This window comes from Chromobacterium sp. FG22 (genome assembly GCF_057809415.1).
In genome coordinates this window covers 1-22,735 of the sequence record NZ_JBMDJX010000046.1, presented here as the reverse complement: position 1 = coordinate 22,735, position 22,735 = coordinate 1, and the positions used below count along the sequence as shown (strand labels likewise).

The 22,735-nt window shown below is 65.5% G+C and carries 18 protein-coding genes; 7 read left to right on the top strand and 11 right to left on the bottom strand.

What is annotated here, in order from left to right; translation table 11 throughout:
* On the top strand, positions 1–362 hold a 362-nt coding region (locus ACODSD_RS23755; RefSeq protein WP_488878494.1), incomplete at its 5' end, for a calcium-binding protein.
* Positions 363–416: 54 nt separating this feature from the next.
* Here ACODSD_RS23755 and ACODSD_RS23750 read toward each other — a convergent pair.
* Both ACODSD_RS23750 and ACODSD_RS23745 read right to left on the bottom strand, forming a co-directional pair.
* Positions 417–1,763, bottom strand: coding sequence for an HD-GYP domain-containing protein (locus ACODSD_RS23750; RefSeq protein WP_488878493.1), 1,347 nt, complete (start codon positions 1,761–1,763; stop codon positions 417–419).
* A gap of 175 nt (positions 1,764–1,938) precedes the next feature.
* Entirely contained in the window at positions 1,939–2,718 is a 780-nt protein-coding gene (locus tag ACODSD_RS23745; RefSeq protein WP_488878492.1) for an HAD-IIB family hydrolase, read from the bottom strand.
* A 183-nt stretch (positions 2,719–2,901) separates the two neighbouring features.
* On the opposite strand from ACODSD_RS23745, the gene ACODSD_RS23740 reads away from it, so the two are divergent.
* Positions 2,902–3,411 (top strand): GNAT family N-acetyltransferase, encoded by a 510-nt coding sequence (locus ACODSD_RS23740; RefSeq protein WP_488878491.1) that lies wholly within the window; start codon positions 2,902–2,904, stop codon positions 3,409–3,411.
* Between the two features lie 81 nt (positions 3,412–3,492).
* Here ACODSD_RS23740 and ACODSD_RS23735 read toward each other — a convergent pair whose 3' ends face one another.
* A complete protein-coding gene (locus ACODSD_RS23735) occupies positions 3,493–4,968 on the bottom strand; it encodes a protein adenylyltransferase SelO (RefSeq protein WP_488878490.1) in 1,476 nt (491 codons plus the stop codon).
* 97 nt (positions 4,969–5,065) lie between these two features.
* Positions 5,066–7,345, bottom strand: coding sequence for a YgiQ family radical SAM protein (locus ACODSD_RS23730; protein WP_107800181.1), 2,280 nt, complete (start codon positions 7,343–7,345; stop codon positions 5,066–5,068).
* A 536-nt stretch (positions 7,346–7,881) separates the two neighbouring features.
* On the opposite strand from ACODSD_RS23730, the gene kdoO reads away from it, so the two are divergent.
* From kdoO to ushA, 3 genes are all read left to right on the top strand, one after another.
* Positions 7,882–8,736, top strand: a complete 855-nt coding sequence (gene kdoO / locus ACODSD_RS23725) for a Kdo hydroxylase KdoO (protein WP_488878489.1) — start codon at positions 7,882–7,884, stop codon at positions 8,734–8,736.
* 98 nt (positions 8,737–8,834) lie between these two features.
* Positions 8,835–10,520 carry a glutamine--tRNA ligase/YqeY domain fusion protein gene (locus ACODSD_RS23720; protein WP_488878488.1) on the top strand — a complete coding sequence of 562 codons (1,686 nt, stop codon included), beginning with the start codon at positions 8,835–8,837 and terminating at the stop codon, positions 10,518–10,520.
* Between the two features lie 122 nt (positions 10,521–10,642).
* Positions 10,643–12,289 (top strand): bifunctional UDP-sugar hydrolase/5'-nucleotidase UshA, encoded by a 1,647-nt coding sequence (gene ushA, locus ACODSD_RS23715; protein WP_488878487.1) that lies wholly within the window; start codon positions 10,643–10,645, stop codon positions 12,287–12,289.
* Between the two features lie 66 nt (positions 12,290–12,355).
* Here the strand turns inward: ushA and ACODSD_RS23710 are convergent, their stop codons facing one another.
* Both ACODSD_RS23710 and ACODSD_RS23705 read right to left on the bottom strand, forming a co-directional pair.
* A complete protein-coding gene (locus ACODSD_RS23710; protein WP_107800177.1) occupies positions 12,356–13,738 on the bottom strand; it encodes an NAD(P)/FAD-dependent oxidoreductase in 1,383 nt (460 codons plus the stop codon).
* Between the two features lie 21 nt (positions 13,739–13,759).
* Entirely contained in the window at positions 13,760–14,932 is a 1,173-nt protein-coding gene (locus ACODSD_RS23705; RefSeq protein WP_488878495.1) for an aromatic amino acid transport family protein, read from the bottom strand.
* Between the two features lie 559 nt (positions 14,933–15,491).
* On the opposite strand from ACODSD_RS23705, the gene ACODSD_RS23700 reads away from it, so the two are divergent.
* Positions 15,492–15,836, top strand: a complete 345-nt coding sequence (locus ACODSD_RS23700; protein WP_107800175.1) for a fucose-binding lectin II — start codon at positions 15,492–15,494, stop codon at positions 15,834–15,836.
* A 49-nt stretch (positions 15,837–15,885) separates the two neighbouring features.
* On the opposite strand, the gene ACODSD_RS23695 is transcribed toward ACODSD_RS23700, so the two are convergent.
* The 5 genes from ACODSD_RS23695 to ACODSD_RS23675 form a co-directional block, all read right to left on the bottom strand.
* The gene (locus ACODSD_RS23695) at positions 15,886–16,692 is read right to left on the bottom strand and encodes a siderophore-interacting protein (protein ID WP_227103957.1); all 807 of its coding nucleotides are present in this window, start codon (positions 16,690–16,692) and stop codon (positions 15,886–15,888) included.
* 206 nt (positions 16,693–16,898) lie between these two features.
* A complete protein-coding gene (locus tag ACODSD_RS23690) occupies positions 16,899–17,558 on the bottom strand; it encodes a PadR family transcriptional regulator (RefSeq protein ID WP_488878486.1) in 660 nt (219 codons plus the stop codon).
* Between the two features lie 292 nt (positions 17,559–17,850).
* Positions 17,851–18,471 carry an outer membrane lipoprotein periplasmic chaperone LolA gene (lolA, locus tag ACODSD_RS23685; protein WP_235089304.1) on the bottom strand — a complete coding sequence of 207 codons (621 nt, stop codon included), beginning with the start codon at positions 18,469–18,471 and terminating at the stop codon, positions 17,851–17,853.
* 110 nt (positions 18,472–18,581) lie between these two features.
* Positions 18,582–19,688 carry a hypothetical protein gene (locus tag ACODSD_RS23680; RefSeq protein ID WP_107800171.1) on the bottom strand — a complete coding sequence of 369 codons (1,107 nt, stop codon included), beginning with the start codon at positions 19,686–19,688 and terminating at the stop codon, positions 18,582–18,584.
* Between the two features lie 129 nt (positions 19,689–19,817).
* Positions 19,818–21,410, bottom strand: coding sequence for an NAD+ synthase (locus tag ACODSD_RS23675; RefSeq protein ID WP_107800170.1), 1,593 nt, complete (start codon positions 21,408–21,410; stop codon positions 19,818–19,820).
* Positions 21,411–21,484: 74 nt separating this feature from the next.
* Between ACODSD_RS23675 and ACODSD_RS23670 the strand changes: the two genes are divergently transcribed.
* Positions 21,485–22,618 carry a GNAT family N-acetyltransferase gene (locus ACODSD_RS23670; RefSeq protein WP_488878485.1) on the top strand — a complete coding sequence of 378 codons (1,134 nt, stop codon included), beginning with the start codon at positions 21,485–21,487 and terminating at the stop codon, positions 22,616–22,618.
* Positions 22,619–22,735: the final 117 nt, after the last annotated feature.

Here is a 22,735-nt window from a genome sequence, read left to right as displayed (position 1 = left end):
TGGGCGGGGAGTCGTGGCATAACTACCGCGACGCGGCCGACAACGACCCCAACTACCGTGACGAGCTGCGCTTCGGTTCCGGCATCAACTCCGATCAGCTCTGGTTCCGCCGTAGCGGCGATAGCCTGGAGTTGTCCGTTATCGGTTCGGATGACAAGGTGACGGTCAATCACTGGTTTGCCGACAAGGCCTACCAGATCGAGTTGATCAAGACCGGTGATGGCAAGACGCTGGCGGCCAGCCAGGTACAGGCCTTGGTGGACGCGATGGCGGCCTTCAATCCACCGGCTGGCGGGCAGTCCGCTTTGCCGGCGGACTATCAGGCCAGCTTGCAGCCGGTATTGGCCAGCAGCTGGCATTGAGCCGATGCGGCGTTGACGGCGAGCCGGCCCCGCGGGGCCGGCTTTTTCATGTGCTCAAGACAGCGCGCCCTCCTGGCGCAGCACCTGTTCCAGCGCGGCGAAGCAGGCGGGGTCGATGGCGCTGCCCAGGTGCCGACGCATGATGTCCAGGGTTTGCGGCGCGGGGGTGGCCGGGTGGTAGGGGCGTTCCGCGTTGATGGCGTCGAAGATGTCCGCGGCGGTGATGATGCGGGTTTCCAGCGCGATGGCGTCGCCGGACAGGCCGCGCGGGTAGCCGCCGCCGTCCGGGCGCTCGTGGTGGGCGCCGGCCACCCAGGCCAGTTCGGCGAAGTGTTCGATGCGGCCCAGGATGGCTTCGGTGTAAGCGGCGTGGCGTTTGACCGCCTCCCATTCGTCCGCCTCCAGCTTGCCGGGCTTGTCCAATATGGTGTTGCTGACGCCCAGCTTGCCCACGTCGTGCAGAAGCGCGCCGCGTTTCAGCCAGCGTCGTCGTTCCTGGCCCAGTTCCAGTTCCGCGGCGATCTGGTCGGCGTAATGGCCCACTCTTTGGCTGTGGCCGGCGGTGAACGGGCTTTTGGAATCCACCACCTGGCCGAAACCCTCGGCGATCTCGTCCAGATAGTCCTCGTCCAGCGGCACCGCGTATTGGGCCGGCTCCAGCCTCAGCACCGCCTGGTCAATGTCGTCGGCCTCCAGCTGCCGCCAGAAGTCCGGCCGGGCGCCTACGCGGCGGAAGGCGGCCACCAGTTCCGGATCGAACCAGCCGCCGGCGCGGCGCAGCGCCTGCTCCAGCGCCGCCTGGCGGCCATGGGTGATGTGGAACACGTCTATCACCTGGGCCAGCAGCGCGATGCGCGAATTCAGCGGAATGGCGTCGCCGCGCAGCCCCAGCGGCCGGCCGGAGCCGTCCCAGTGTTCGTCCAGCGATTGAATGCCACGCGCCACGTTTTCATTGAAACGCAGCTGACGGGCGATGTCGGCGCCGCGGTGGCAGCGGGTGTTGATCAGTTCGTCCGCCATCGTCCTGCCGTGGCGCAGCACTTTGAGAACGGAAGCCGCGCGCCGCGCCCAGCCCTCGCTGTGGGTGCCGGTGTTCTTGAACACAAAGCCCAGCAGCTGCGGCAGGCCGGCGCCCACTTGCTTGAAGTCTTGTTTGAAGCTGCGATCGTCGGTCTGGTAGAGCTCGCAAATGCGCGCCGCGTTGCTGCTGCAGCCCAGGTCCTTGAGCAGGATGGCGTAGTACAAATCCCATAGCCGTTGCGGCGGCAGGCCTATGCATTGGCCGATATGCATGCCTATCCAGCAGCTGCGGATGCAATGGCCTTCGGGCTGGCCTTCGGTGATGTCCAGCGCGTAGCTCAGCGAGCTGATCAGTTCGGACAGCTTTAGGGTGGCGGCCATGGGCGCTCCACGGAATTGAGGCGGGTAGGGAGACGGCGGGAACCTGCTTGGCTCCGCTCACGCCATCTCGCAGAGAGCCAGAGACAAGGCGCGCAAACGCAGGCCGTGCATCAACGGCGAGTCGGCCTCTTTGTGAGCGGCCCCATCTTCTTTATCCTCGGCGGAGCGCGCTTTTTCAATCCCGCCGCGCCGGCGCGCGTTCGCGGCTCAGCCGCGCGATGGCGTCCACCAGCCGCGCTTCAATGTCCTGGTCCAGCGGCAAGCGTTCGCTGGCCAGTTCCGCCAGCCGCGGATGGGCGCCCACCTGTACCGAGTGGCCGGCGTCCAGGAACATGCTGACATCGTTGCTATCGTTGCCGAAGCAGATCAGCTCCTCGGCGGCGATGCCGCATTGGCGCAGCGCGGCCATCTTGCTGACGCCGGCGGCGGTGATGTCGAAGATCTGTTCGTCGGAATGGTGGTGCAGCTCCACGCCGGCGTGGGCGTCCAGTTCCCGGCGCAGGCCGGGGACGTCGGCGCAGGCGGTGATCAGCAGCTTGGCCGGCTGGCGGATGTCTTCGGCGCCGACATGGCTGGCCAGTTTGCCGGGGTCCACCTTGTTGAGGAAGGGGTGGCTGGCGTCGCCGTTGTAGTGGTAGTTCCAGCTCAGGTCCACCAGATAGGACGCGGCGAAGCGTTGCGCCAGTTGGGTGACGTCGGCGAACACCGGGTCCGGGATGGGGTTCAGCCGGTGCAACTGGCCTTGCCGATGGCTCATCGCGCCGTTGGCGCCGATGATCAGCACATCGTGGAAGCGGGCATCCAGCAAGGGCAGGATGTCGCGGTAGGGGCGGGCGGAAGCAAAGCCCAACTGGTGGCCGTGCCGGCGCAGGCTGTCCAGCGCGTCCTGGATGGCCGGGCTGATGGTCCTGCCGTTGAAGCAAATAGTGCCGTCGATATCAAAGATGAAGTGCATGAAGTCTCGCTGCGGGAAGGTGGTGGCGGCGGGTTTTTAGCGCCGTTTTATGATGTTTGTATTCTAACTGTCTTGGCAACTAGGGTGAAGCCGCCGCGCTGAATCGAATGCCTCCGGACTTGTCGGTGAGCGGTATCGCCCACATTTTCCTTTTATGACCGTTCAACCTGGAGAGTGCCGCGCATGAGCCAAAACGTTTGTCTGGATCCGTTGACCGCCGCCGATTTTTCCGCCCTGGCCGAACTGGCCGGCGAGATCTGGCATCAGCATTTCATCAGCATGATCAGCCGCGAGCAGATCGAATACATGCTGGCCGGCCGTTATGTGCCGGAAAAGCTGTCCGCCTATCTGGACGCGCCGGACCGCTGGTTTGGCCTGTTGAGGCTGGACGGCAGACTGGCGGGTTATTGCAGTTACGCGCTGACGGCGACGCCGGGGGAGATGAAGCTGGAGCAGCTGTATCTATTGGCGGAGACGCGCGGCCGCGGCCTGGGTGCTTATATGCTGGACGCGGTGGAACAGGCGGCGCGGCAGCGCGGCTGCCATACCCTGGTCTTGACGGTGAATAAGCACAATGCCGGCGCCATCGCGGTGTACAAGCAGCGTGGTTTCACCTTGCGGGAGCAGGCGGTGTTCGACATCGGCAACGGCTTTGTGATGGACGACGACGTGATGGAGAAGCGCTTGGCTTGAAGGCTGTTGAGCAGGGCTGGCGGGGAAGCGCAAGGTGGTGAGCCTTGCGCTTTTTGTTTTATCGGCTGCGGCTGGCGGTAATCAGGTGCCGCAGAAGGTCCGATACCCCTGCGCCACTTCCGGCGCGGCCGGCAGCGTGTAGCGCTCCAGGCCGGTGCGTTCGGTGAACGGTTGACGCAACACGTCCAGCAGCGCCAGCGTCGGGCCCATGTCGCCGTGGTCGCTGGCGGCGGCCAGCGCTTCTTCCACCAGGTGGTTGCGCGGGATGTAGAGCGGGTTGGCCTGGCGCAGCGCGGCGGCGCGTTTGGCGGCGGCTTGCGGTTCGGCGTCCAGCCGCTGGCGCCAGCGCGCCAGCCAGGGCGCGGCGGCGGCCGGGTCGTTGAAGAGCTGAGTCAGTGCCTGGTCTTGGCCTTCGGCGGCGTCGGCCAGCCGGCGCCAGGCCAGGGTGTGGTCGGCATCTTGGCGCGCCAGCAGCGCCAGCCAATCTTCAGCCAGTTCCTGGTCGATGTCCTGCGCCTGGTTCAGGCCCAGCTTGCGGCGCGCCTGTTGCAGCCAGTGGGCCTGGTAGCACTCGGCGAAGTCTTCGATGACGGCGGTGGCCGCCGGCACCGCGTTCTTGGGCTCGTCCGGGTCCAGCAGCGGTAGCAGGGTTTCCGCCAGCCGGGCCAGGTTCCATTGGGCGATGGCCGGCTGGTTGCCGTAGGCGTAGCGGCCGCCGCTGTCGATGGAGCTGAACACGGTGGACGGATGATGGACGTCCATGAAGGCGCAGGGGCCGTAGTCTATGGTTTCGCCGCTGAGCGCCATATTGTCGGTGTTCATCACGCCGTGGATGAAGCCGGCGTGCATCCAGCGGGCGATCAGTTCCGCCTGACGTTCCGCCACCGCTTGCAGCAGCGCCAGATAGGGCTGCTCGGCGCCGGCCAGTTCGGGGTAGTGGCGCGCCAGGGTGTAGTCGGCCACCTGGCGCAGCATGTCGCGTTCGCCGCGGAGGGCGAAGTACTGGAAGGTGCCGACGCGCAGATGGCTGGCGGCGACGCGGGTCAGCACCGCGCCGGGCAGCGCTTGTTCGCGGTAGACGGTTTCGCCGGTGGCGGTCACGGCCAGCGCGCGGGTGCTGGGGATGGCGAGCGCGTGCATGGCTTCGCCGATGATCAGTTCGCGCAGCATCGGCCCCACCGCGGCCTTGCCGTCGCCGCGGCGGGAGAACGGAGTGCGGCCGCTGCCCTTGAAGGCGATGTCGCGGCGTTGGCCGTTGCGGTCGATGACTTCGCCCAGCAGCAGCGCGCGGCCGTCGCCCAGCGACGGCGACAGGCCGCCGAACTGGTGGCCGGCATAGGCTTGGGCCACCGGCTTGGCGCCAGCCGGCAAGGCGGCGCCGGAGAAGGCGGCGGCCAGTTCGGCGGCGTCGGCTTGGCCGCTGTCCAGGCCCAGCTCTTGCGTCAGTTCGGCGTTCCAGTACAGCAGGGCCGGCGCGGGCGGGCGTTCTGGCTGCACCGGCGCGCAGGCGTCGGGCAGGTCGCGGGCGTAGCTGTGGTCGAAGTCGATGTGGATCATGGCGGGCTCGCTGGGCGGGGTATGGGATTGAGACGCCGGCGGCGGGGCAAAGTGCCCGGCCGCCGGCCGGCAAAAAGCCGCCCGTGGGCGGCTGGATTTAACGACTGCGGCCCTTGCCGGCCGGTTTGCTGCCGGGTTTCGCGGGCTTGCCGCGTCCGGCCGGCGCTTGGCCGGCGCCGGGCTTGGCCATGGCTTTGGCCTGCGCGGGCTTGCCGCGCTGTCCGTGACCGGCGGGAGCGGTGGCGCGCTGGCCTGGGGCCTTGTTGCGCGACAGCGGCGCACCCATGCGGTGGCGCACGGCGGCGGCCTTGTCGCCCGGCGGCGTCGGGGGAATCAGGCAGTGCTTGCTGTGGCCGATCAGGTCGCTGCGGCCCATCTGAATCAGCGCGTCGTGGAGGATCTGCCAGTTGTCCGGGTGGTGGTAGCGCAGGAAGGCCTTGTGCAGCTTGCGGCGGTAGCCGTCGCGCACCACGTCCACTTTTTCCGAGCTGCGCGACAGGCGCTTGAGCGGATTGCGGCGGGTGTGCCACATGGTGGTGGCCATCGCCATCGGCGTGGGGGTGAAGGTTTGCACCTGGTCCAGGCGGAAGTTGTTCTTCTTCAGCCACAGCGCCAGGTTCATCATGTCTTCGTCGCTGGTGCCGGGGTGGGCGGCGATGAAGTAGGGGATCAGATACTGTTCCTTGCCGGCCTGACGGCTGAAGCGTTCGAACAGTTCCTTGAACTTGTCGTACGCGCCCATGCCCGGCTTCATCATCATGGACAGCGGACCGTCCTCGGTGTGTTCCGGGGCGATCTTCAGATAGCCGCCCACATGGTGCTGCACCAATTCCTTGATGTACTCGGGCGAACGCACGGCCAGGTCGTAGCGCAGGCCGGACTGGATGTTGATCTTCTTCACGCCCGGCAGCGCGCGCGCCTTGCGGTAAAGCTGGATCAGGTGGCTGTGGTCGGTGTTCAGGTTTTCGCAGATGTCCGGGAACACGCAGGACAGCTTCCTACAGGAGCGCTCGATCTTCGGGTCCTTGCAGGAGAGGCGGTACATATTCGCGGTCGGGCCGCCCAGGTCTGAGATATGGCCGGTGAAGCCCGGGGTCTTGTCGCGGATTTCCTCGATTTCCTTGAGGATGGATTCCTCGGAACGGCTCTGGATGATGCGGCCTTCGTGCTCGGTGATGGAGCAGAAGGTACAGCCGCCGAAACAGCCGCGCATGATGTTGACCGAGTACTTGATCATTTCCCAGGCCGGGATATTGGCGTCGCCGTAGCTGGGGTGCGGGTTGCGGGCGTAGGGCAGGCCGTAGACGTGGTCCATTTCCTCGGTGGAGAGCGGAATGGGCGGCGGGGTCAGCCACACGTCGCGCTCGCCGTGCATCTGCACCAGCGCGCGGGCGTTGCCGGGGTTGGATTCCAGGTGCAGGGTGCGGCTGGCGTGGGCGTACAGCACCGGGTCGTGGGCCACGGCCTCGTAGGCCGGGATGCGGATCACGGTCTTGGCGCGTTCGGCGCGGCGCTTGGCCAGGCGCTCTTCGCGGGATTCGATGCGGATCACCTGCGGCTTGGACGGGTCCTGGTCCTTGGTGGCTTCGGCCGCCTGTTCCGGGATTTCCTGGTAGGGGTTGAGGTGGACGTCCACCTTGCCCGGCAGGTCCACCACGCTGGAATCCATTTCCTGCCATTCTTCATCCGGGCGCCAGCCGTGCGGCACGATGAAGGCGGTGCCGCGCACGTCGCGGATCTCGCTCAGCTTCTCGCCCCTGGCGGCGCGGTGCGCCACTTCCACCAGCGCGCGTTCGGCGTTGCCGTACAGCAGCAGGTCGGCCTTGGAGTTGATCAGCACCGACGGGCGCACTTTCTCGCTCCAGTAGTCGTAGTGGGCGATGCGGCGCAGGCTGGCCTCGATGCTGCCCACCATCACGCCCACGCCGGGGTAGGCTTCGCGGCAGCGCTGGGCGTAGACGGTGACGGCGCGGTCCGGGCGCTTGTTGGCCGCGGCGTGCGGGGTGTAGGCGTCGTCCGAGCGCGGGCGGCGGTCCGCGGTGTAGCGGTTGATCATGGAGTCCATATTGCCGGCGGTGACGCCGAAGAACAGATTGGGCTTGCCCAGTTCGCGGAAGGCGTCCGCCGAGTGCCAATCCGGCTGGGCGATGATGCCCACGCGGAAGCCCTGGTCTTCCAGCAGCCGGCCCACCAGCGCCATGCCGAAGCTGGGGTGGTCGATATAACCGTCGCCGGTGATCAGGATGATGTCACAGGAGTCCCAACCCAGCTGCTCCATTTCGGCGCGGGTCATCGGCAGGAACGGGGCGGCGCCGAAGCGGCTGGCCCAGTACTTGCGGTAGGAGGTGATCGGTTTGGCGGCGTGTGCGGTCGTCATGCTGGCAAAAGGCTGAAGTTCAGACAACCCGCTATTATGCCATAGTTGCCGCTTGCTTGTGGATTAAGCGCTTGTTTTTTATTGGAAATTGCCTTGGTTGCAGTAGGGTTTTGCCGCAAGGGCGGTTTTGCCCATCAAAATCAAGGCGCTGCGCGCCCTGGCCGCAGGAACGGGGCGCCGGGGTTCCCACATGACATTCCCTGGCCGCAGGCGTATCCTAGCGGCCCGCTTGCAGGGCCGGCTCAACGGCTTGGCGGGGCGGGGCGGCCGCTTAGGGCCTGTTCAAAGTCTGTTGCGCTTCCGTGAGACGCGGCACGGTGAGCGCCGCATGCGACATGCTCCCGTGTCACGAGCGCATGCCGCTTTCTCAGCGATTTTCGCCAAGTTATGTCTCGCGCCTGCTCGCGGGGTTTTGGACAGGTTCTATAGGCGCGGCCGAGGGTTAGCGACTTGTAAAGCGGGTCTGGCCTCGGGCCAGTCGGCTTTGTCAGCCGCTCCTTGCCGCGTGGAAATCATTGTTTCAGCTAGGAGCTCAGATGACGAGCCAGATCGTATGGGTGGACGGCGCGGCGCAAGGCCGCTATGTGGATGAGTTGGAGCAGGGCAAGGTCTTGTATCTGCCCAGCTTCGATTTCAAGCTGCTGGCCGAGGAGGGCCGCTTGCTGGACCCGGCCGTCGCCGATCCCAAGCGCAAGAACATCAGCCTGGAGCCGGACAACGGCGCCTTGCACGGCGTGGTGGGCGGCGCGGAATGGGAGGCGGAGGTGCGCGGCTTGATCGCGCGCTACCAGCGGGCCGCCGCGGATCTGGCCGCGCGCTTGTTGCCGGAATATCAGGGCAAGCTGCGCGCGGCGCCCACCAGCCTGCGGCTGATGAGGGTGGAGGACCGTCGGACGTCCTGGCGCAAGGACGACAGCCGGCTGCATGTTGACGCGTTTCCGTCCCGTCCCAATTACGGCGAACGCATTCTGCGGGTGTTCTGCAATATCAATCCCGATGGCGAGCCCCGGGTGTGGCGGGTGGGCGAACCGTTCACCGATATGGCGCGGCGCATGTTGCCGCGGGTGCCGCGGCAGTGGCCGGGTTCGGCGGCCTTGCTGGCGGGCTTGAAGATCACCAAGCGCAAGCGCAGCGCTTACGATCACATCATGCTGCATCTGCACGACGCGATGAAGGCGGACCTGGATTATCAGCGCCAATGTCCGCAGGAAACCATGCCGTTTCCGCCCGGTTGCGCCTGGGTCTGTTTCTCGGATCACGCGTCGCACGCGGTGATGTCAGGCCAGTTCATGCTGGAGCAGACTTTCTGGCTGCCGGTGGCGGAGATGGCCCAGCCACAGCAGTCGCCGCTGGCCTTGCTGGAGCAGTTGTCGGGCCGGGCTTTGTTGTAAGGCGGCCAAAGGCGGGGCGGGCGAGGCCGGCCCGCTCCCAGCGGGGGCGAAATCGGTTACAATCTTCGATTAGTCATAAACTCGCACCGCACAAAACAATGAGCACGGAAAACAACGCGCCGGTTGTCAGCAACTTCATCCGCAACATCATTGACGAGGACCTGGCCTCCGGCAAGCACAGCAGCATCGTCACCCGCTTCCCGCCGGAACCCAACGGCTTCGCCCATATCGGCCACGCCAAGGCCATTTGCCTGAACTTCGGCCTGGCCGAGGACTACCAGGGCAAGTGCAATCTGCGCATGGACGACACCAATCCGGAGAAAGAGTCGCCGGAGTACGTGCAGTCCTTCATCGACGACATCAGCTGGATGGGTTTCAAGTGGGACGGCGACGTGCGCTTCGCTTCCGACTACTTCGACCGCCTGTACGGTTATGCGGTGGAGCTGATTCAGGCCGGCAAGGCCTATGTGGACGATCTGTCCGCCGAGGAAATGCGCCAGTACCGCGGCAGCCTGACCGAGCCGGGCAAGAACAGCCCCTACCGCGAGCGCAGCGTGGAGGAGAACCTGGACCTGTTCTCCCGCATGAAGAACGGCGAGTTTCCGGACGGCAGCAAGACGCTGCGCCTGAAGATAGACATGTCTTCCGGCAACATCAATCTGCGCGATCCGGCCGTCTACCGCATCCGCCGCGCGCATCATCACCGCACCGGCGACAAGTGGTGCATCTACCCGATGTACGACTACACCCATTGCATTTCCGACGCCATCGAGGGCATCACCCACTCCTTGTGCACGCTGGAGTTCGAAGACCATCGTCCCTTGTACGACTGGGTGCTGGACAATATCAGCATCGGCTGCCATCCGCGTCAGTATGAATCGTCGCGCCTGGAACTGCTGTATACGCTGACCTCCAAGCGCAAGCTGCTGGCGCTCGTCAACGAGGGCGCGGTGAGCGGCTGGGACGATCCGCGCATGCCCACCGTGGCCGGCATGCGCCGCCGCGGCTACAGCCCGGCCGGCATCAAGCTGTTCGCTCAACGTATCGGCGTGTCCAAGAGCGAAAACATCATCGACATGACCATTCTGGAAGGCGCGGTGCGCGAGACGTTGGAAAACGACTCGCCGCGCGTGATGGCGGTGGTGAATCCGCTGAAAGTGACGCTGAGCAATTACGACGCCGCCGTCACCGCCAGCCGCAGCGCGCCCTTCCATCCGCATCATCCGGAGTTCGGCGAGCGCGAAGTGCCCATCGCCCGCGAGATCTGGATTGAGCAGGACGACTTCGCCGAAGTGCCGCCGCCCAAGTGGCAGCGCCTGACCGTTGGCGGCGAAGTGCGCCTGCGTTATTCCTACGTGATCAAGTGCGAGGAAGTGGTTAAGGACGCGGCCGGCAAGGTGGTGGAGCTCAAGTGCAGCATCGACCACGACACGCTGGGCAAGAACCCGGAAGGCCGCAAGGTCAAGGGCGTGATCCACTGGGTGTCCGCCGAGCACGCGATTGAGGCCGATGTGCGCTGGTACGAGCGCCTGTTCACCGAGCCGCGTCCGGACGCGGTGCGCGGCGAGGACGGCGAATATCTGGACTTCCGCCAGTTCCTGAACCCGGAATCGCTGAAACTGGTGCCGACCTATGTCGAGGCCTCGGTGCTGCAGGCGGCGCCGGAATCGCGCTTCCAGTTTGAACGCCTGGGTTATTTCGTCACCGACCGTTACGAGCATCAGCCGGGGGTCAAGGCGGTGTTCAACCGCAGTGTGGGCCTGAAGGACAGCTGGAGCAAATAAGCTTGGGCGCCCGGCCGGAAGCTGTGCGCGTCCGGCGAGGGAATGACTTTCAGCAATGGCGGGCCCGCGGGTCCGCCATTTTTGCGGCGTGCATGCATTCCAATAAAAACCAAGGATCAACGATGAAACTATCCGTGAAACCGCTTGCCCTGTCCCTGCTGGCCGCCGGCCTGCTCTCCGCCTGCGCCGCCACGCCCGGCAAGGGCAATTATGTCGAAGACAAGACTTACAAGATCACCATCCTGCACACCAACGACCACCACGGCCGTTTCTGGCCCAATAGCGACGGCGAATACGGCCTGGCCGCGCAGAAGACCCTGGTGGACCAGGTGCGCGCCGAGGTCAAGGCCGACGGCGGCTATATGCTGCTGCTGTCCGGCGGCGACATCAATACCGGGGTGCCGGAGTCCGATCTGCAAGACGCGGAGCCGGATTTCCGCGGCATGAGCCGCATAGGCTACGACGCGATGGCGGTGGGCAACCACGAGTTCGACAAGCCGGTACCGGTGTTGATGAAACAGCGCCAGTGGATCAACTTCCCCATGCTGTCCGCCAACATCTACCAGGACGGCAAGCGAATGTTCGACCCGTACGCGATGTTCAATCTGGGCGGGGTGAGGGTGGCGGTGCTGGGCCTGACCACCGACGACACCGCCAAGATGGTGAACCCGGAGCAGGTCAAGGGCATCGAGTTCCGCAGCCCTATCGCCGAGGCCGGCAAGCTGGTGCCGGAGCTGCGCCAGCAGGCCGACATCGTCATCGCCGCCACCCATATGGGCCATTACACCGACGGCCAGCACGGCGTGAACGCGCCGGGCGACGTGGAGATGGCGCGCGCGGTGAAGGGGCTGGATCTGATCGTGGGCGGCCACAGCCAGAACCCGGTGTGCATGAAGGCGGAAAACCAGCGCGACGACGCCTATGTGCCGGGCGCGCCTTGCGCGCCGGACCGCCAGAACGGCGCCTGGATCGTGCAGGCGCACGAGTGGGGCAAATACGTGGGCCGTGCCGATTTCGAGTTCCGCAACGGCAAACTCAAGCTCTCCAAATACCAGCTGATTCCGGTCAATCTGAAGAAAAGCGTCAAGGGCGCGGACGGCAAGGATCAGAAAGTGCCGTACACCCAGTTGATCGAGGAGGACGGCAAGCTGCGCAACTTCCTGCAAAGTTATCAGAACAAGGGCCAGGCGGCGCTGGATGTGCCGGTGGGGCGGACCAGCGCCAAGCTGGACGGCGACCGCGGTGTGGTGCGCAGCCAGCCCACCAATCTGGGCGTCTTCGTCGGCCGGGTGATGATGGACAAGGTCAAGGCGGACTTCGCCGTGTCCAATTCCGGCGGCATCCGTGATTCGCTGCCGGCCGGCGCGATCAACTACCGCGACGTGCTGAAGGTGTTCCCCTTCGGCAGCACCCTGGCTTATGTGGACCTGAACGGCCAGGAAGCGCTGGATTACCTGAAGGCCGCCGCGCGGATGACGCCCGGCGCCGGCGCCTTCGGCCAGTTCGCCGGCGTCAAGCTGAGCATCGTCGGCGGCGAGCTGCGGCAGGCGCTGATCGGCGGCCAGCCCATCGATCCGGCCAAGACCTACCGGATGGCGATCAACAGCTTCATCGCCGCCGGCGGCGACGGCTACCCGCTGATGAACAAGCATCCGGGCTTCGTCAATACCGGCTTTGTCGATGCGGAAATGCTGCGCGAGTACATCGCCGCGCATTCGCCGATAGACGCCGGCGCTTACGCGCCCGGTGACGCGGTGACGCGCAACTGAGCGCGGTCAGAGCGGTGCCGGTCATGAAAACCGCAGCCAGGGAGGCTGCGGTTTTTATTTGGGCGTCTAGCCCTTGTCCTCCAGGCCGGCCGGTGCCAGCCGGCTGAGCAGGCGGTCCAGGCCGGCGGCGGGGCGTCGTTCGGCCTCGGCGGCCTCCTTGCGCAGCACCGCGGCGCGGACCAGCTTGCCGCCCAGATAACGAAAAGGCTCCGGCGGGAATTGGCGCACAGCGCGGCCCACCAGCGGGCAGCGGCTCCACGCATCGTCCAGATCCAGCGCCAGGCTGCTGAGAATCTGCGCGCCGATGCGGCTGGGGCCTACGCCGTTGCCGCTCCACCCTATGCCGTAGACGAGGTGGGGCGCGTCCGGCAGGCGGCCGAATAGCGGCAGGCTGTCGTAGCTGCGGTCTATGGGGCCGGACCAGCTGTGCTCAACGGCCACGTCGGCCAGCGTCGGGTAGACGCGGCGGAAGTCGCTCTCGGTCAAGGCGTTCAGCGCCGGATCATCGTCGAAGCCTGCGTCGATGCGGCTGTTGAAGCCAAAGCGGCCGGTGCCCTTGCCAAAGACGATGCGGTGGTCGCGGGTGGTGCGGTAATAATCGACCAGCAGTTGCGAATCGGTGATGGCCTCGCCGCCGGTCCAGCCTATCTCCGTCAGCCGCTCGGGAATGGGCGGCGTAGCCAGCAGGGTGCTGGTGACGGGCAGGACGCTGCGCGCCAACTCCGGGACGGAAACGGCCCAGGCATTGCTCGCGATCACGACTTTGTCCGCGCTCAGCGTGCCGCCCGGCGTGATCAGCCGGGCCGGCTGTCCGCGTTCTATCCGCCGCACCGGACTGTGTTCGAAGATGCGCACGCCGTTTTCCAGCGCGACGCGGCGCAGGCCGCGCGCCAGCCGGGCCGGCTGCACGGTGGCGTTGCCAGTCTCGATCACGCCTTGCAGGTGTTGCGGCGAGCCGCTGCGGCGGGCGACTTCCTCCGCCGGCAGCGGCACGAAAGTGGGGTGCCCCAGGCGCTCCGCCAATTGCTGCACGTCAAGCCAGGCGCCGTGCTGCGCCGGGGTGGTGGCGGTCCACAGCCAGCCGGCGCGGCGGAAGTGGGCATCGATGGCGTGTCGGCGGCAAAAGGCGTCGATATCGTCGATGGCCTGTTCTGAGGCCAGAACCAGGCGCAGCGCCTCGCCCGGGCCGCAGATGGCGCTCAGAGAACGGATCTTGGGCCACCAGGACATGACGAAGCCGCCGTTGCGGCCGGAAGCGCCGCCGCCGCAGACATCCTGCTCGACAATGGCGATTTGCGTGGCCGGGCGTTTTTCCAGTATCTGCAGCGCGGTCCACAGGCCGACGAAGCCGCCGCCGATGATGGCGATGTCCACGTGCAAGTCGCGGTCCAATGCATTGCCGTCGGTCAGGTCGGCGGAGACTTCTTGCAGCCAGAGAGAACGTTTCATATGCGGGCTTTCTTGGGGGTGTTACCAACTAGCCGGCAGCCAGCCCATGGCGGCGGCGATGGCGTACAGGCCGCTGCCGGCGAAGGTCGCCGCGATCAAGGCCTGGATCAGCGGATGGGCGTACCAACCGCAGCGGAAGGCGGGAACGGTTTCGCCGTGGCGGCGCGCCCGATTCAGCAGGATGATGGGCATGATGCCCATCAGCACGCCGCCGAAGGTGCCGGCGAAGTACAGCGCGCCGACAAAGCTGGAGGCGCCGGAATAGGCGAACAGAAACGGCGGCAGCGCGACCGCCGCCAGCACCAGGCAGCGTTTGACGGGGTGGCCTTCCGGGCCAAGACGGAAATGGTCGAAGATATTGGTGAGCAGGCAGCCGCCCAGCCCCCAGTAAGAGGTCATCATGGCCAGCAGCGCGAAGATATTGGCGGTGTAATACGCCCAATTGCCCAGGGCGCGCCCCCAGTTGAGCGTGGCCACCTGGCTGACGTTGTCGTTGCCGACCAGTGCGATCACCGAAGCGGGAATGGCCGCCACCAGCAACAAAGTGGCCAGCATGCCGGCCACGATCAGGCGCGGCAGTTGACGGGCTTGATGCTGATTGCCGCGCACCAGTTCCGGCACCAGGAATTGCGCGCCAAAGACGAAGACCGCCAGATTGAACACCGGGATCACGTATTCCCATTCCCTTTGCAGCAAATAGGCGACGTTGGACGAGGGATGGGAGATCGTGGCGAAAATGAGGACGAGGACGATGGTCATCATCGCGCCGCTGATCAGTTTTTGGCCGGCGCCCAAGGCTTTCAGCCCCAGATACAGAATCAAGGCGGAGGGAATGAAGAACAACAGGCTGCCCAGCTGCGGGCTTAGGCCGTATTCATTGAAGAAGTCGGCGAGGATGTTGCCGCTGCCGCTCATATAAGCGGTGAGCGCGCCATAGCTGTTGGCGGCGACGGCGATGAAAATCAGCCATGCGCCGATGCCGCCCAGGTAGCGTTGCGCCAGGCCGCTGAGCTGGTGATTGCCGCGGGTGCGCAAACAGGCCTCGGCGGTGTAGAGCATGGTGATGATGCAGATGACGCACGTGAGGATCAGGCAGGCCAGCAAGGGCAGGTAACCCGTTTTGCGGGCGGCGAAAGCAATGCCCAGCACGCCGGCGCCGATATTGGTGCCGACGATGATGCCTATGGTTTCCAGGGAGCCGATGGGGTGAACTTCCAGGCCGGAATCCGTGGACGGGTTTTGATTGACGGGAAGTGGGCGGGTGTTATCTAAAATGCATTTTTCCTTTTTAATTTAATATATTAATTATTTATTGTTTTATTGAACTCAAATGTCCTATCTGTGAGGGTGGGAGAGGGGGCCGAAGCGGGCCGCGCAAGCGCTGCAAAAGGGTTTCAAACTATAGCATGGCGGGCTGTGAGCGCCCGCTCAGCGTGGTCTGGTTCGGATAGTCCGTATTTGTCCTGACCTTTGGGCCCGGTGAATACGCGGGCGCGCTTGCCTACGGTAATGGAGGCAGTGGCAGCTTGAGACGGAGGGCTTCTTCTGCGCGTCGGCGCGCGGAAACCGGCCTGGGAGCCTGTTCAATGACTGCTGCGCGTCGGCGATACGGCGTTGAAAACAGTTTCGAAGCGCTCATGTGCCAGGAGTGCATGCCGCTTTTTCCGCCGCAACGCCTTGTCTCGCTCTAGTTCGCGAGACTTCAAACAGGCTCTGAGAAGTTTGGCGTTTGAACCCTTACAGGAGAACGACGATGGCTCAGCAAGGCGTATTCACTCTTCCCCCGCGCATCAACTTCGGCGTGACCGCGTTGACCAATGCGGCTTATCAGCAAAACATCACCGTATATGTGGACAACGAGCCGCGCGCCACGTTTAGCGGCAGCGGCGTGGACGACCGCAATCTGGGCACGCGGGTGATCAACTCCGGTTCCGGCGCGGTGAGGGTGGCGGTGACGGTCAACGGCAAGCAGTCCGACCTGGTGTCCAGCCAGGTGGTGTTGGCCAATCGCCTGAACCTGGCCTTGGTGGGCGCGGAGGACGGCGCGGACCAGGACTACAACGACTCCATCGTGGTATTGAACTGGCCGTTGGGTTAAGCGGGTCCGGCGGATGAATAAAGCCCCCATCTCGGGGGGCTTTGTCGTGTCAGTCTTCCAGGGTTTCGTGGCTGGCGGCCTTGCCTTCCCGCCAGTAGCTGGCGGCGCGGATGCGGCTCTTGTCTATGCCGCGTTCCTCGCGCAGGTATTGACGCACCGCGCGGATGGCGTGGTATTCGCCGGCGGCCCAGACAAAGCCTTCGCCCGCCGGCAGCGTCAGCGGCTTGAGCGCGGAGAGCAGCGCCGGCTCGGCGTCGGCGCCTTGGTGCACCCAGCGGATGTCGGCATTGGGATGGGCTGGCAGTTCGCAGCTTTGACCCGCCTCGCTGGTTTGCAGCAGGGCGATGACCTTGGCCGCGGGCGGCAGCTCGGCCAGGCGGCGGCGGATGGCCGGCAAGGCGGACTCGTCGCCGATCAGCAGGTGCCAGTCGAAAGCCGCCGGAATGACCAAGGAGCCGCGCGGGCCGCCTATGCCCAGGTATTGGCCGGGCTTGGCCTGAGCCGCCCAGCTGGTGGCGGGGCCGGCCTCGTGCAGCACGAACTCCAGGTCCAGCTCCAGCCGCTCCGGGTCGAAACGGCAGGGGGTGTAGTCGCGCGCGGTGGGGCGCGGCTGGCCTTCCGGATAAATCAGGGTTTCGTCCACCAGCGCCGGCAGCGCGGGTTTGGCGTCCGGATGCTCGGGGAAGAACACTTTGAGGTGGTCGTCGAAGGAGGCGGTGGCGAAGCCCGCCAGTTCCTCGCCGCCCAGGGTGACGCGGAGCAGCTTGGGGCCGAGCGGGCGGATGGCGCGCACTTGCAGCAGGCGGAAGCGCAGCGGGTGGCGCAGGCGTTGCACGGTCAGATCGGGTGTGGTCATAAGAATCCTGTCTTGAAGTCATGGCTGGGCGGCTTGGGGGCGTGAACAGCTTCTTGGACGCTGTTTACGGCCATGCGGGCAAGAGCGGGGCCAGGCTTTGCGGCTGAGAAAGCGGAATGCGCGTACGGCGCATAAGCGTTTCAAAGCGGGTTTCAAGGCCTTGCTGAATCCCTCTCGCCGGTGCGTAACTGGCCGTCAGCACCTTATTAGCCGGTGTCGCCCAGAATTTGCTCACAGGCTTGCCTCAGGATGGCGGCGATGCGGCGTTGTTCGTCCTCGTCGACGTTGGCGGTGCGCATCAGCGCTTGCTTCAAGTCGCCGCGGGCCCGGGTCAGTTCCGGAATCCAGCTGCCGACGGCGTCGTCCGGCGGCGGCATTTCCCCGGTCAGCGCACGGCGGATCGAGTTCATCTTGCGCGCGATGTGCTGGAGCCGCGCCATCATCCATTCCACTTGTTCGCGGTTCTGTTCCAGATAGTCGCGGCCGGCCTCCATCAGCGCATAGCATTTGCGCTTGCCTTCCTCGCTCACCGAGATATGGCCCAGTTCTTCCAGATAGGTCAGCGCCGGGTAGACCATGCCCGGGCTGGGGCTGTAAAAGCCGTTGCTGCGGCTTTGTAGCGCCTTGATCAGTTCGTAGCCGTGGCTAGGGCGCTCTTCCAGCAGAGCCAGCAACAGCAGCTGCAATTCGTCGGAGCTGAATTTGCGGCCGCGGGTCATGCTTTCGTCGTCGCCGCCGCCAAAGCCGCCGAATCCTCCGTGTCGGCCATGGCCGCCGCCGTGGCCGTGCCGGGCCATCGCGTGGAGACGATGATGCGCGTTGCGTCCGCCCAGGCGGCGCAGCAGGGTGTCGAGACGGTGAGGCATGGCGGCTCTCCTGAAAAAATATATCTTAAGATATGTTTTTAGATGGGATAAAGTCAAGCCGGCTCAGCAAGGACGATGAGAATTTGTGGCGTTTTTGGCACGATGCCCGCATCGGCCCACGTCTCGCGAGCAAGTGCGGGACCAGGCGAAAGCGGCTGAGGAGGCGGAGTGCGCAAGAAGCACATGAGCGCTCCGAAGACGTTTTCAAGGCCGTAGCGCCGAAGCGCAGCAGGCTTTGAACGGGTTCTAAAAGAAAAGCCGCCCGGAGGCGGCTGGAGGGCGGCGGGGCGGCTTAGTCGCCGCTGACCACGTCCACGCCCTTGGGCGGCACGAAGGCGAAGCGGGAGGCGGCCAGCGGCGGGTTCTGCTGCGGCGCGCTGAAGCTGACCTTGGTGTGGTTGCCGAAGCTGTCGGTCAGCTCCATTTCCACCAGCATATTGGCCTTGAAGCCCATGCGGATGGCGCTGAAGCTGTTGTCGGCCTGCTTGGGGCTGGCGGACAGCCACTCCACTTCGCCGGTTTTGCCGGCTTCCTGCAACTGGTAGTTCCGCTCGATGGCGTTGTTGCCGGCCAGCAAGGCCGCCGGGCTGGAGCCCAGCGCCGCGCCCTGGGCCTTGCGGGTGACTTGCGCCAGATCCTTGTCGTAGACCCACAACGTCTTGCCGTCGCCGACGATCAATTGTTCATAGGGCTTGCTGTACTCCCAGCGGAATTTGCCGGGACGGGCGATTTCCAGCCGGCCGCTGGCTTCCTCGCGCTTGCTCTTGTTGCTGACCACTTGCTTGAAGTCGGCGCTCAGGGTTTTGTTGCCGGCGACGAAGGCCTTGAGCTGGGCGATGGCGGCGGCGTGGGAGGCGGCCGGCAGCGCCAGCGCGGAGAGGGCGACTGCGGCTGAGATCAGTTTCATCTTCATGCGGGGAAATCCTTGCGGTGGGCGGCCCGGGCCGCGTGACCAAGATGGGACCGCCGGGACGGCGCGCGGTTTCCGCGCGCGCGTCGACGGCGACGCCGTTTTGTTAGCGATTATTGCGCGGCGGTTTCTTCCGCGGCCGTCGCCTCTTCGTCGGCCGCCGGCGGCTGGTTGAGCGCGTGCAGCGCCAGGCCCAGCGATTTCAGCCACTCCGGCTTGTCCAGGCGTTCCAGGTCCAGGATGTCGGCCTCGGCGGGCTGGTAGGCGAATACCGGCTTGCCCTGGTTGCTGTAGCGGATGTCGGCGTGGGCCTGGCCGCGGAAGCCCGGGCTGTTGAAGCGTATGGTCTGGCGGATGGCCAGCAGGTCGCCGCCGCGGCTGACGTAAAGATCGCTGACGGTGTTGCTGTTCAGCGGATTGGCCTCGGAGGCCTTGATCAGGCTGTCGATCATCTGCAGCAGGCTTTCGCTGCCCAGCGGACCGGGTTTGATCTGCGGCTTGCGCGCGGCTTCCTGACGCGCGACCTGGATCAGGCCGGCGATGATGTGGGAAGCCAGCTGGTTTTCCTGGGCGCGGTTCATGGCGATGCGCAGCCGGTAGCGCGCGCCCAGTTCCGCGGCGCGCGAGTCCAGCGGCTGGAAGCTGAACGCCTGCTTGTCCACCTTGGCGTAGGCTTCGTCCAGCAGTTTCGGCATCGCCTGGTACATGGCCTGCAGCGGGAAGTTGTCGGCCACGCGCTGCGGCAGCCGCACGCGCAGGAACTTGCCTTCGTAGGCTTGCATTTCCGGCACGAACAGATAGGCGGCGGACGGGTCCACCAGCAAGGACAGGTCCTTGGCGTGGAATTGCAGCGGCAGTTGCACGCTGGTCAGCAGGTTGCGGCGCTCCAGGCGCAGCGCCGGAATCAGTTCCAGTTTGCCGCCCGGCACGTCCAGCGCGGCCTTGATGTTGAGGCGCATGCTGCGGGCGATTTGATCGGCGGCGGAGGCGGCGGCCTGTTCCAGCGTGCTGCCGTCTTCCTTGGCCTTGTCGACGTCGGCGACGCTCAGCTCATCGAAGCCGATGTCGGCGTCCAGGTTGTAGCCCTTGCTGTTCCAGTTTTGCAGCATGATCTTGCGGGCGGCTTGGTCGGCGCTTTTGTTGGCGATCGGCGAGACGCAGCCGGTCAGCAGCGCGATGCCGCACAGCGCGGCGCATAGTCCCAGTTTTTTTAGACGCATTATTGTTTCCTTGAGCGAGATTCTGCGCCGGGCGGGTGGGGTCGGTCCGGCGCGAGCCGGACAGTTTAACGCATCCGGCATCGCCTATGTCATGCGCGAGGCCGGGGCGGGGCGGCCCCGGCTGGGGGATCAGCTGAATTTATTGGTGATGGGGTAGCGCCAGTCCTTGCCGAAACCGCGGTGGGTCACGCGCGGGCCCACCGGCGCCTGGCGGCGTTTGTACTCGTTGATCTTCAGCAGCCGCACCACGCGGCGCACGTCGGCCTCGGCGTAGCCTTCGGCGATGATGGCCTCGGCGGACAGGTTTTCCTCCACATAGCGCGCCATGATGGCGTCCAGCACCTCGTAGGGCGGCAGGCTGTCCTGGTCGGTCTGGTCCGGGCGCAATTCCGCCGACGGCGGCCGGGTGATGATGCGTTCCGGGATGATCTCGCCTTGCAGATTGCGCCAGCGGCACAGTTCGAACACCAGGGTCTTGGCCACGTCCTTGAGCACGGCGAAACCGCCGGCCATGTCGCCGTACAGGGTGCAGTAGCCGGTGGTCATTTCCGATTTGTTGCCGGTGGTGAGCACCAGCTTGCCGCTCTTGTTGGACAGCGCCATCAGCAGGGTGCCGCGGATGCGGGCCTGCAGGTTTTCCTCGGTGGTGTCCTCGGCCAGGCCGGCGAAGCTGGGCGCCAGCGCCTGGACGAAGCTTTCGTACATCGGCCAGATTTCGATCTCGTCGTACTTCACGCCCAGGCGCTGCACCATGTCGCGGGAATCGGTCACCGAGATGTCCGCGGTGTAGCGCGAGGGCATCATCACCGCGTGCACCTTGTCCGCGCCCAGCGCGTCCACCGCCACCGCCAGGGTCAGCGCCGAGTCTATGCCGCCGGACAGGCCCAGCAGCGCGCCGGGGAAGCCGTTTTTGCCTATGTAGTCGCGCACGCCGGCCACCAGGGTGCGGTAAACGCTTTCCAGCGGGCCGGGCAGGGCGGCCTTGGCGCCGGGCAGCAGATCGCCGCCGTCGAAATCGACGATCAGCAGTTCGTCGTCGTAGGCGGCGGCCTGGGCCACCACCTCGCCGGCGCGGTTGACGGCGAAGGAGGCGCCGTCGAACACCAGTTCGTCCTGGCCGCCGGTCAGATTGACGTAGGCGAAGGGCAGGCCGGTTTCCTCGGCGCGGAAGCGCACCACGTCGTGGCGGGTTTCAATCTTGTTGCGATGGAAGGGCGAGGCGTTGAGCACCACCACCACGTCGGCGCCGGCGTCGGCGGCCTCGGCGGCCGGGTCGACGGACCAGACGTCCTCGCAGATCAGCACGCCCACCTTGGCCTCGCCCTGCTGGAACACCAGCGGCGCGGCGCCGGGGGTGAAGTAGCGGCATTCGTCGAACACTTCATCGTTGGGCAGCAGCATCTTGTGATACTGGCCCAGCCGGTTGCCGTCGCGCAGCACGGTGGCGGCGTTGAAGCGATCCGCGCCCATCCGGGCCGGATGGCCCACCACCAGGGTGATGCCGTCCAATTCCAGCAATTCGTCCAGCGCCTGGCTGCAGGCGCGGTAGAAACTGTCGCGCAGCAGCAGGTCTTCCGGGCTGTAGCCGGTCAAGGCCAGCTCCGGCGTGACCAGCACGTCCGCGCCCTGGGCGATGGCCGCGTGGGCGAGGTCGAGGATTTTGCGGGTGTTGCCGGGGATATCGCCGACAACGGGGTTGAACTGGGCGAGCGCGATACGCATCTTGATAGGGAACCGAATGTTTCGAGATAGATGGAATTTTACCTGATAGACGGCGCAAACGCCCGAGAGGAATCATGGTGTCCTTGCAATTGCACGAGAGAGTGGGCGCCTGGAGCGCGGAACAATGGGCGGGCCTGGGGGAAGGCGGCAATCTGTTCGTGGGCCGGCCGTGGCTGGAGGCGCTGGAGCGGGCGGCTTGCGTGGGCGAGGCCAGCGGCTGGCTGCCCTTGCCGCTGGGTCTGGAGCGGGACGGCCGCTTGCAGGCGCTGGCGCCGGCCTATTTGAAGCGGCATCCGCGCGGCGAATACGTGTTCGACTGGGCCTGGGCGGAAGCCTATGCCCGCGCCGGCCTGGACTATTATCCCAAGCTGGTGGTGGCCTCGCCGTTCAGCCCGGTGGGCGGCCGGCGGCTGCTGGGCGACGCGGCGGCTTGGCCGCAATTGATCGCCGGCCTGGAGCAAGTGGTGGACGAGCACGGCCTGTCGTCGGCCCACGTGCTGTTTCCCGCGCGGGAGGAGGCGCAAGCCCTGGACGAGGCCGGCTGGCTGCTGCGCGAAGGCGTGCAGTTCCACTGGCGCAACCGCGGCTATGCCGACTTCGACGCCTTCCTGGCCACGCTGAGCCGCGACAAGCGCAAGAAGATCCGCCAGGAGCGGCGCAAGGTGGCCGAGGCCGGCGTCAGCGTGCGGGCATTGCGCGGGGAGGCCATCGCCGCCGAGGACTGGGCGTTTTTCTACCGTTGCTACCGGCAGACCTATCTGGAACGCCGTTCCGCGCCCTATCTGAATCCGGCCTTCTTCGCGCTGCTGGCGGAGCGGCTGGGTTCGCATTGCCTGATGTTCGTCGCCGAGCGGGACGGCGCGCCGCTGGCGGCCAGCCTGTGCCTGGTGCAGGACGGCGTGCTGTACGGGCGATACTGGGGCGCGGTGGCCGATATTCCCTGCCTGCATTTCGAACTGTGCTACTACCAGGGCCTGGAGTACGCGATCCGCGCCGGCCTGCAATGCTTCGAGGGCGGTGCCCAGGGCGAGCACAAGCTGGCGCGGGGTTTTGAGCCGGAGCGCACCTGGTCCGCCCATTACATCGCCGATCCGCGTTTCCGCGCGGCGATTGCCGGCTGGTTGCGGCGCGAGCGGGAAGGGGTGGGCGAGTATGTCGACGCCCTTTTTTCTCATTCCGCTTACAAAACACTTGCGCCGGATGAATAGGGCTTATATACTGCGCAGCCTCTGTGAACGAAACGCCAAGCGCCTTGTTTCACGGGGATTCTGGAGAGGTGGATGAGTGGTTTAAGTCGCACGCCTGGAAAGCGTGTTTAGGGTAAT

What these genes read in the sequence shown, in the direction of transcription:
- lolA (WP_235089304.1), bottom strand. Translation starts at nt 18,471, where the DNA reads ATGAAGATGAAACTGATCTCAGCCGCAGTCGCCCTCTCCGCGCTGGCG.
- ACODSD_RS23695 (WP_227103957.1), bottom strand. Translation starts at nt 16,692, where the DNA reads ATGACCACACCCGATCTGACCGTGCAACGCCTGCGCCACCCGCTGCGC.
- kdoO (WP_488878489.1), top strand. Translation starts at nt 7,882, where the DNA reads ATGACGAGCCAGATCGTATGGGTGGACGGCGCGGCGCAAGGCCGCTAT.
- ACODSD_RS23740 (WP_488878491.1), top strand. Translation starts at nt 2,902, where the DNA reads ATGAGCCAAAACGTTTGTCTGGATCCGTTGACCGCCGCCGATTTTTCC.
- ACODSD_RS23675 (WP_107800170.1), bottom strand. Translation starts at nt 21,410, where the DNA reads ATGCGTATCGCGCTCGCCCAGTTCAACCCCGTTGTCGGCGATATCCCC.
- ACODSD_RS23735 (WP_488878490.1), bottom strand. Translation starts at nt 4,968, where the DNA reads ATGATCCACATCGACTTCGACCACAGCTACGCCCGCGACCTGCCCGAC.
- ACODSD_RS23745 (WP_488878492.1), bottom strand. Translation starts at nt 2,718, where the DNA reads ATGCACTTCATCTTTGATATCGACGGCACTATTTGCTTCAACGGCAGG.
- ACODSD_RS23750 (WP_488878493.1), bottom strand. Translation starts at nt 1,763, where the DNA reads ATGGCCGCCACCCTAAAGCTGTCCGAACTGATCAGCTCGCTGAGCTAC.
- ACODSD_RS23680 (WP_107800171.1), bottom strand. Translation starts at nt 19,688, where the DNA reads ATGCGTCTAAAAAAACTGGGACTATGCGCCGCGCTGTGCGGCATCGCG.
- ACODSD_RS23670 (WP_488878485.1), top strand. Translation starts at nt 21,485, where the DNA reads ATGGTGTCCTTGCAATTGCACGAGAGAGTGGGCGCCTGGAGCGCGGAA.
- ACODSD_RS23700 (WP_107800175.1), top strand. Translation starts at nt 15,492, where the DNA reads ATGGCTCAGCAAGGCGTATTCACTCTTCCCCCGCGCATCAACTTCGGC.
- ushA (WP_488878487.1), top strand. Translation starts at nt 10,643, where the DNA reads ATGAAACTATCCGTGAAACCGCTTGCCCTGTCCCTGCTGGCCGCCGGC.
- ACODSD_RS23710 (WP_107800177.1), bottom strand. Translation starts at nt 13,738, where the DNA reads ATGAAACGTTCTCTCTGGCTGCAAGAAGTCTCCGCCGACCTGACCGAC.
- ACODSD_RS23690 (WP_488878486.1), bottom strand. Translation starts at nt 17,558, where the DNA reads ATGCCTCACCGTCTCGACACCCTGCTGCGCCGCCTGGGCGGACGCAAC.
- ACODSD_RS23730 (WP_107800181.1), bottom strand. Translation starts at nt 7,345, where the DNA reads ATGACGACCGCACACGCCGCCAAACCGATCACCTCCTACCGCAAGTAC.
- ACODSD_RS23720 (WP_488878488.1), top strand. Translation starts at nt 8,835, where the DNA reads ATGAGCACGGAAAACAACGCGCCGGTTGTCAGCAACTTCATCCGCAAC.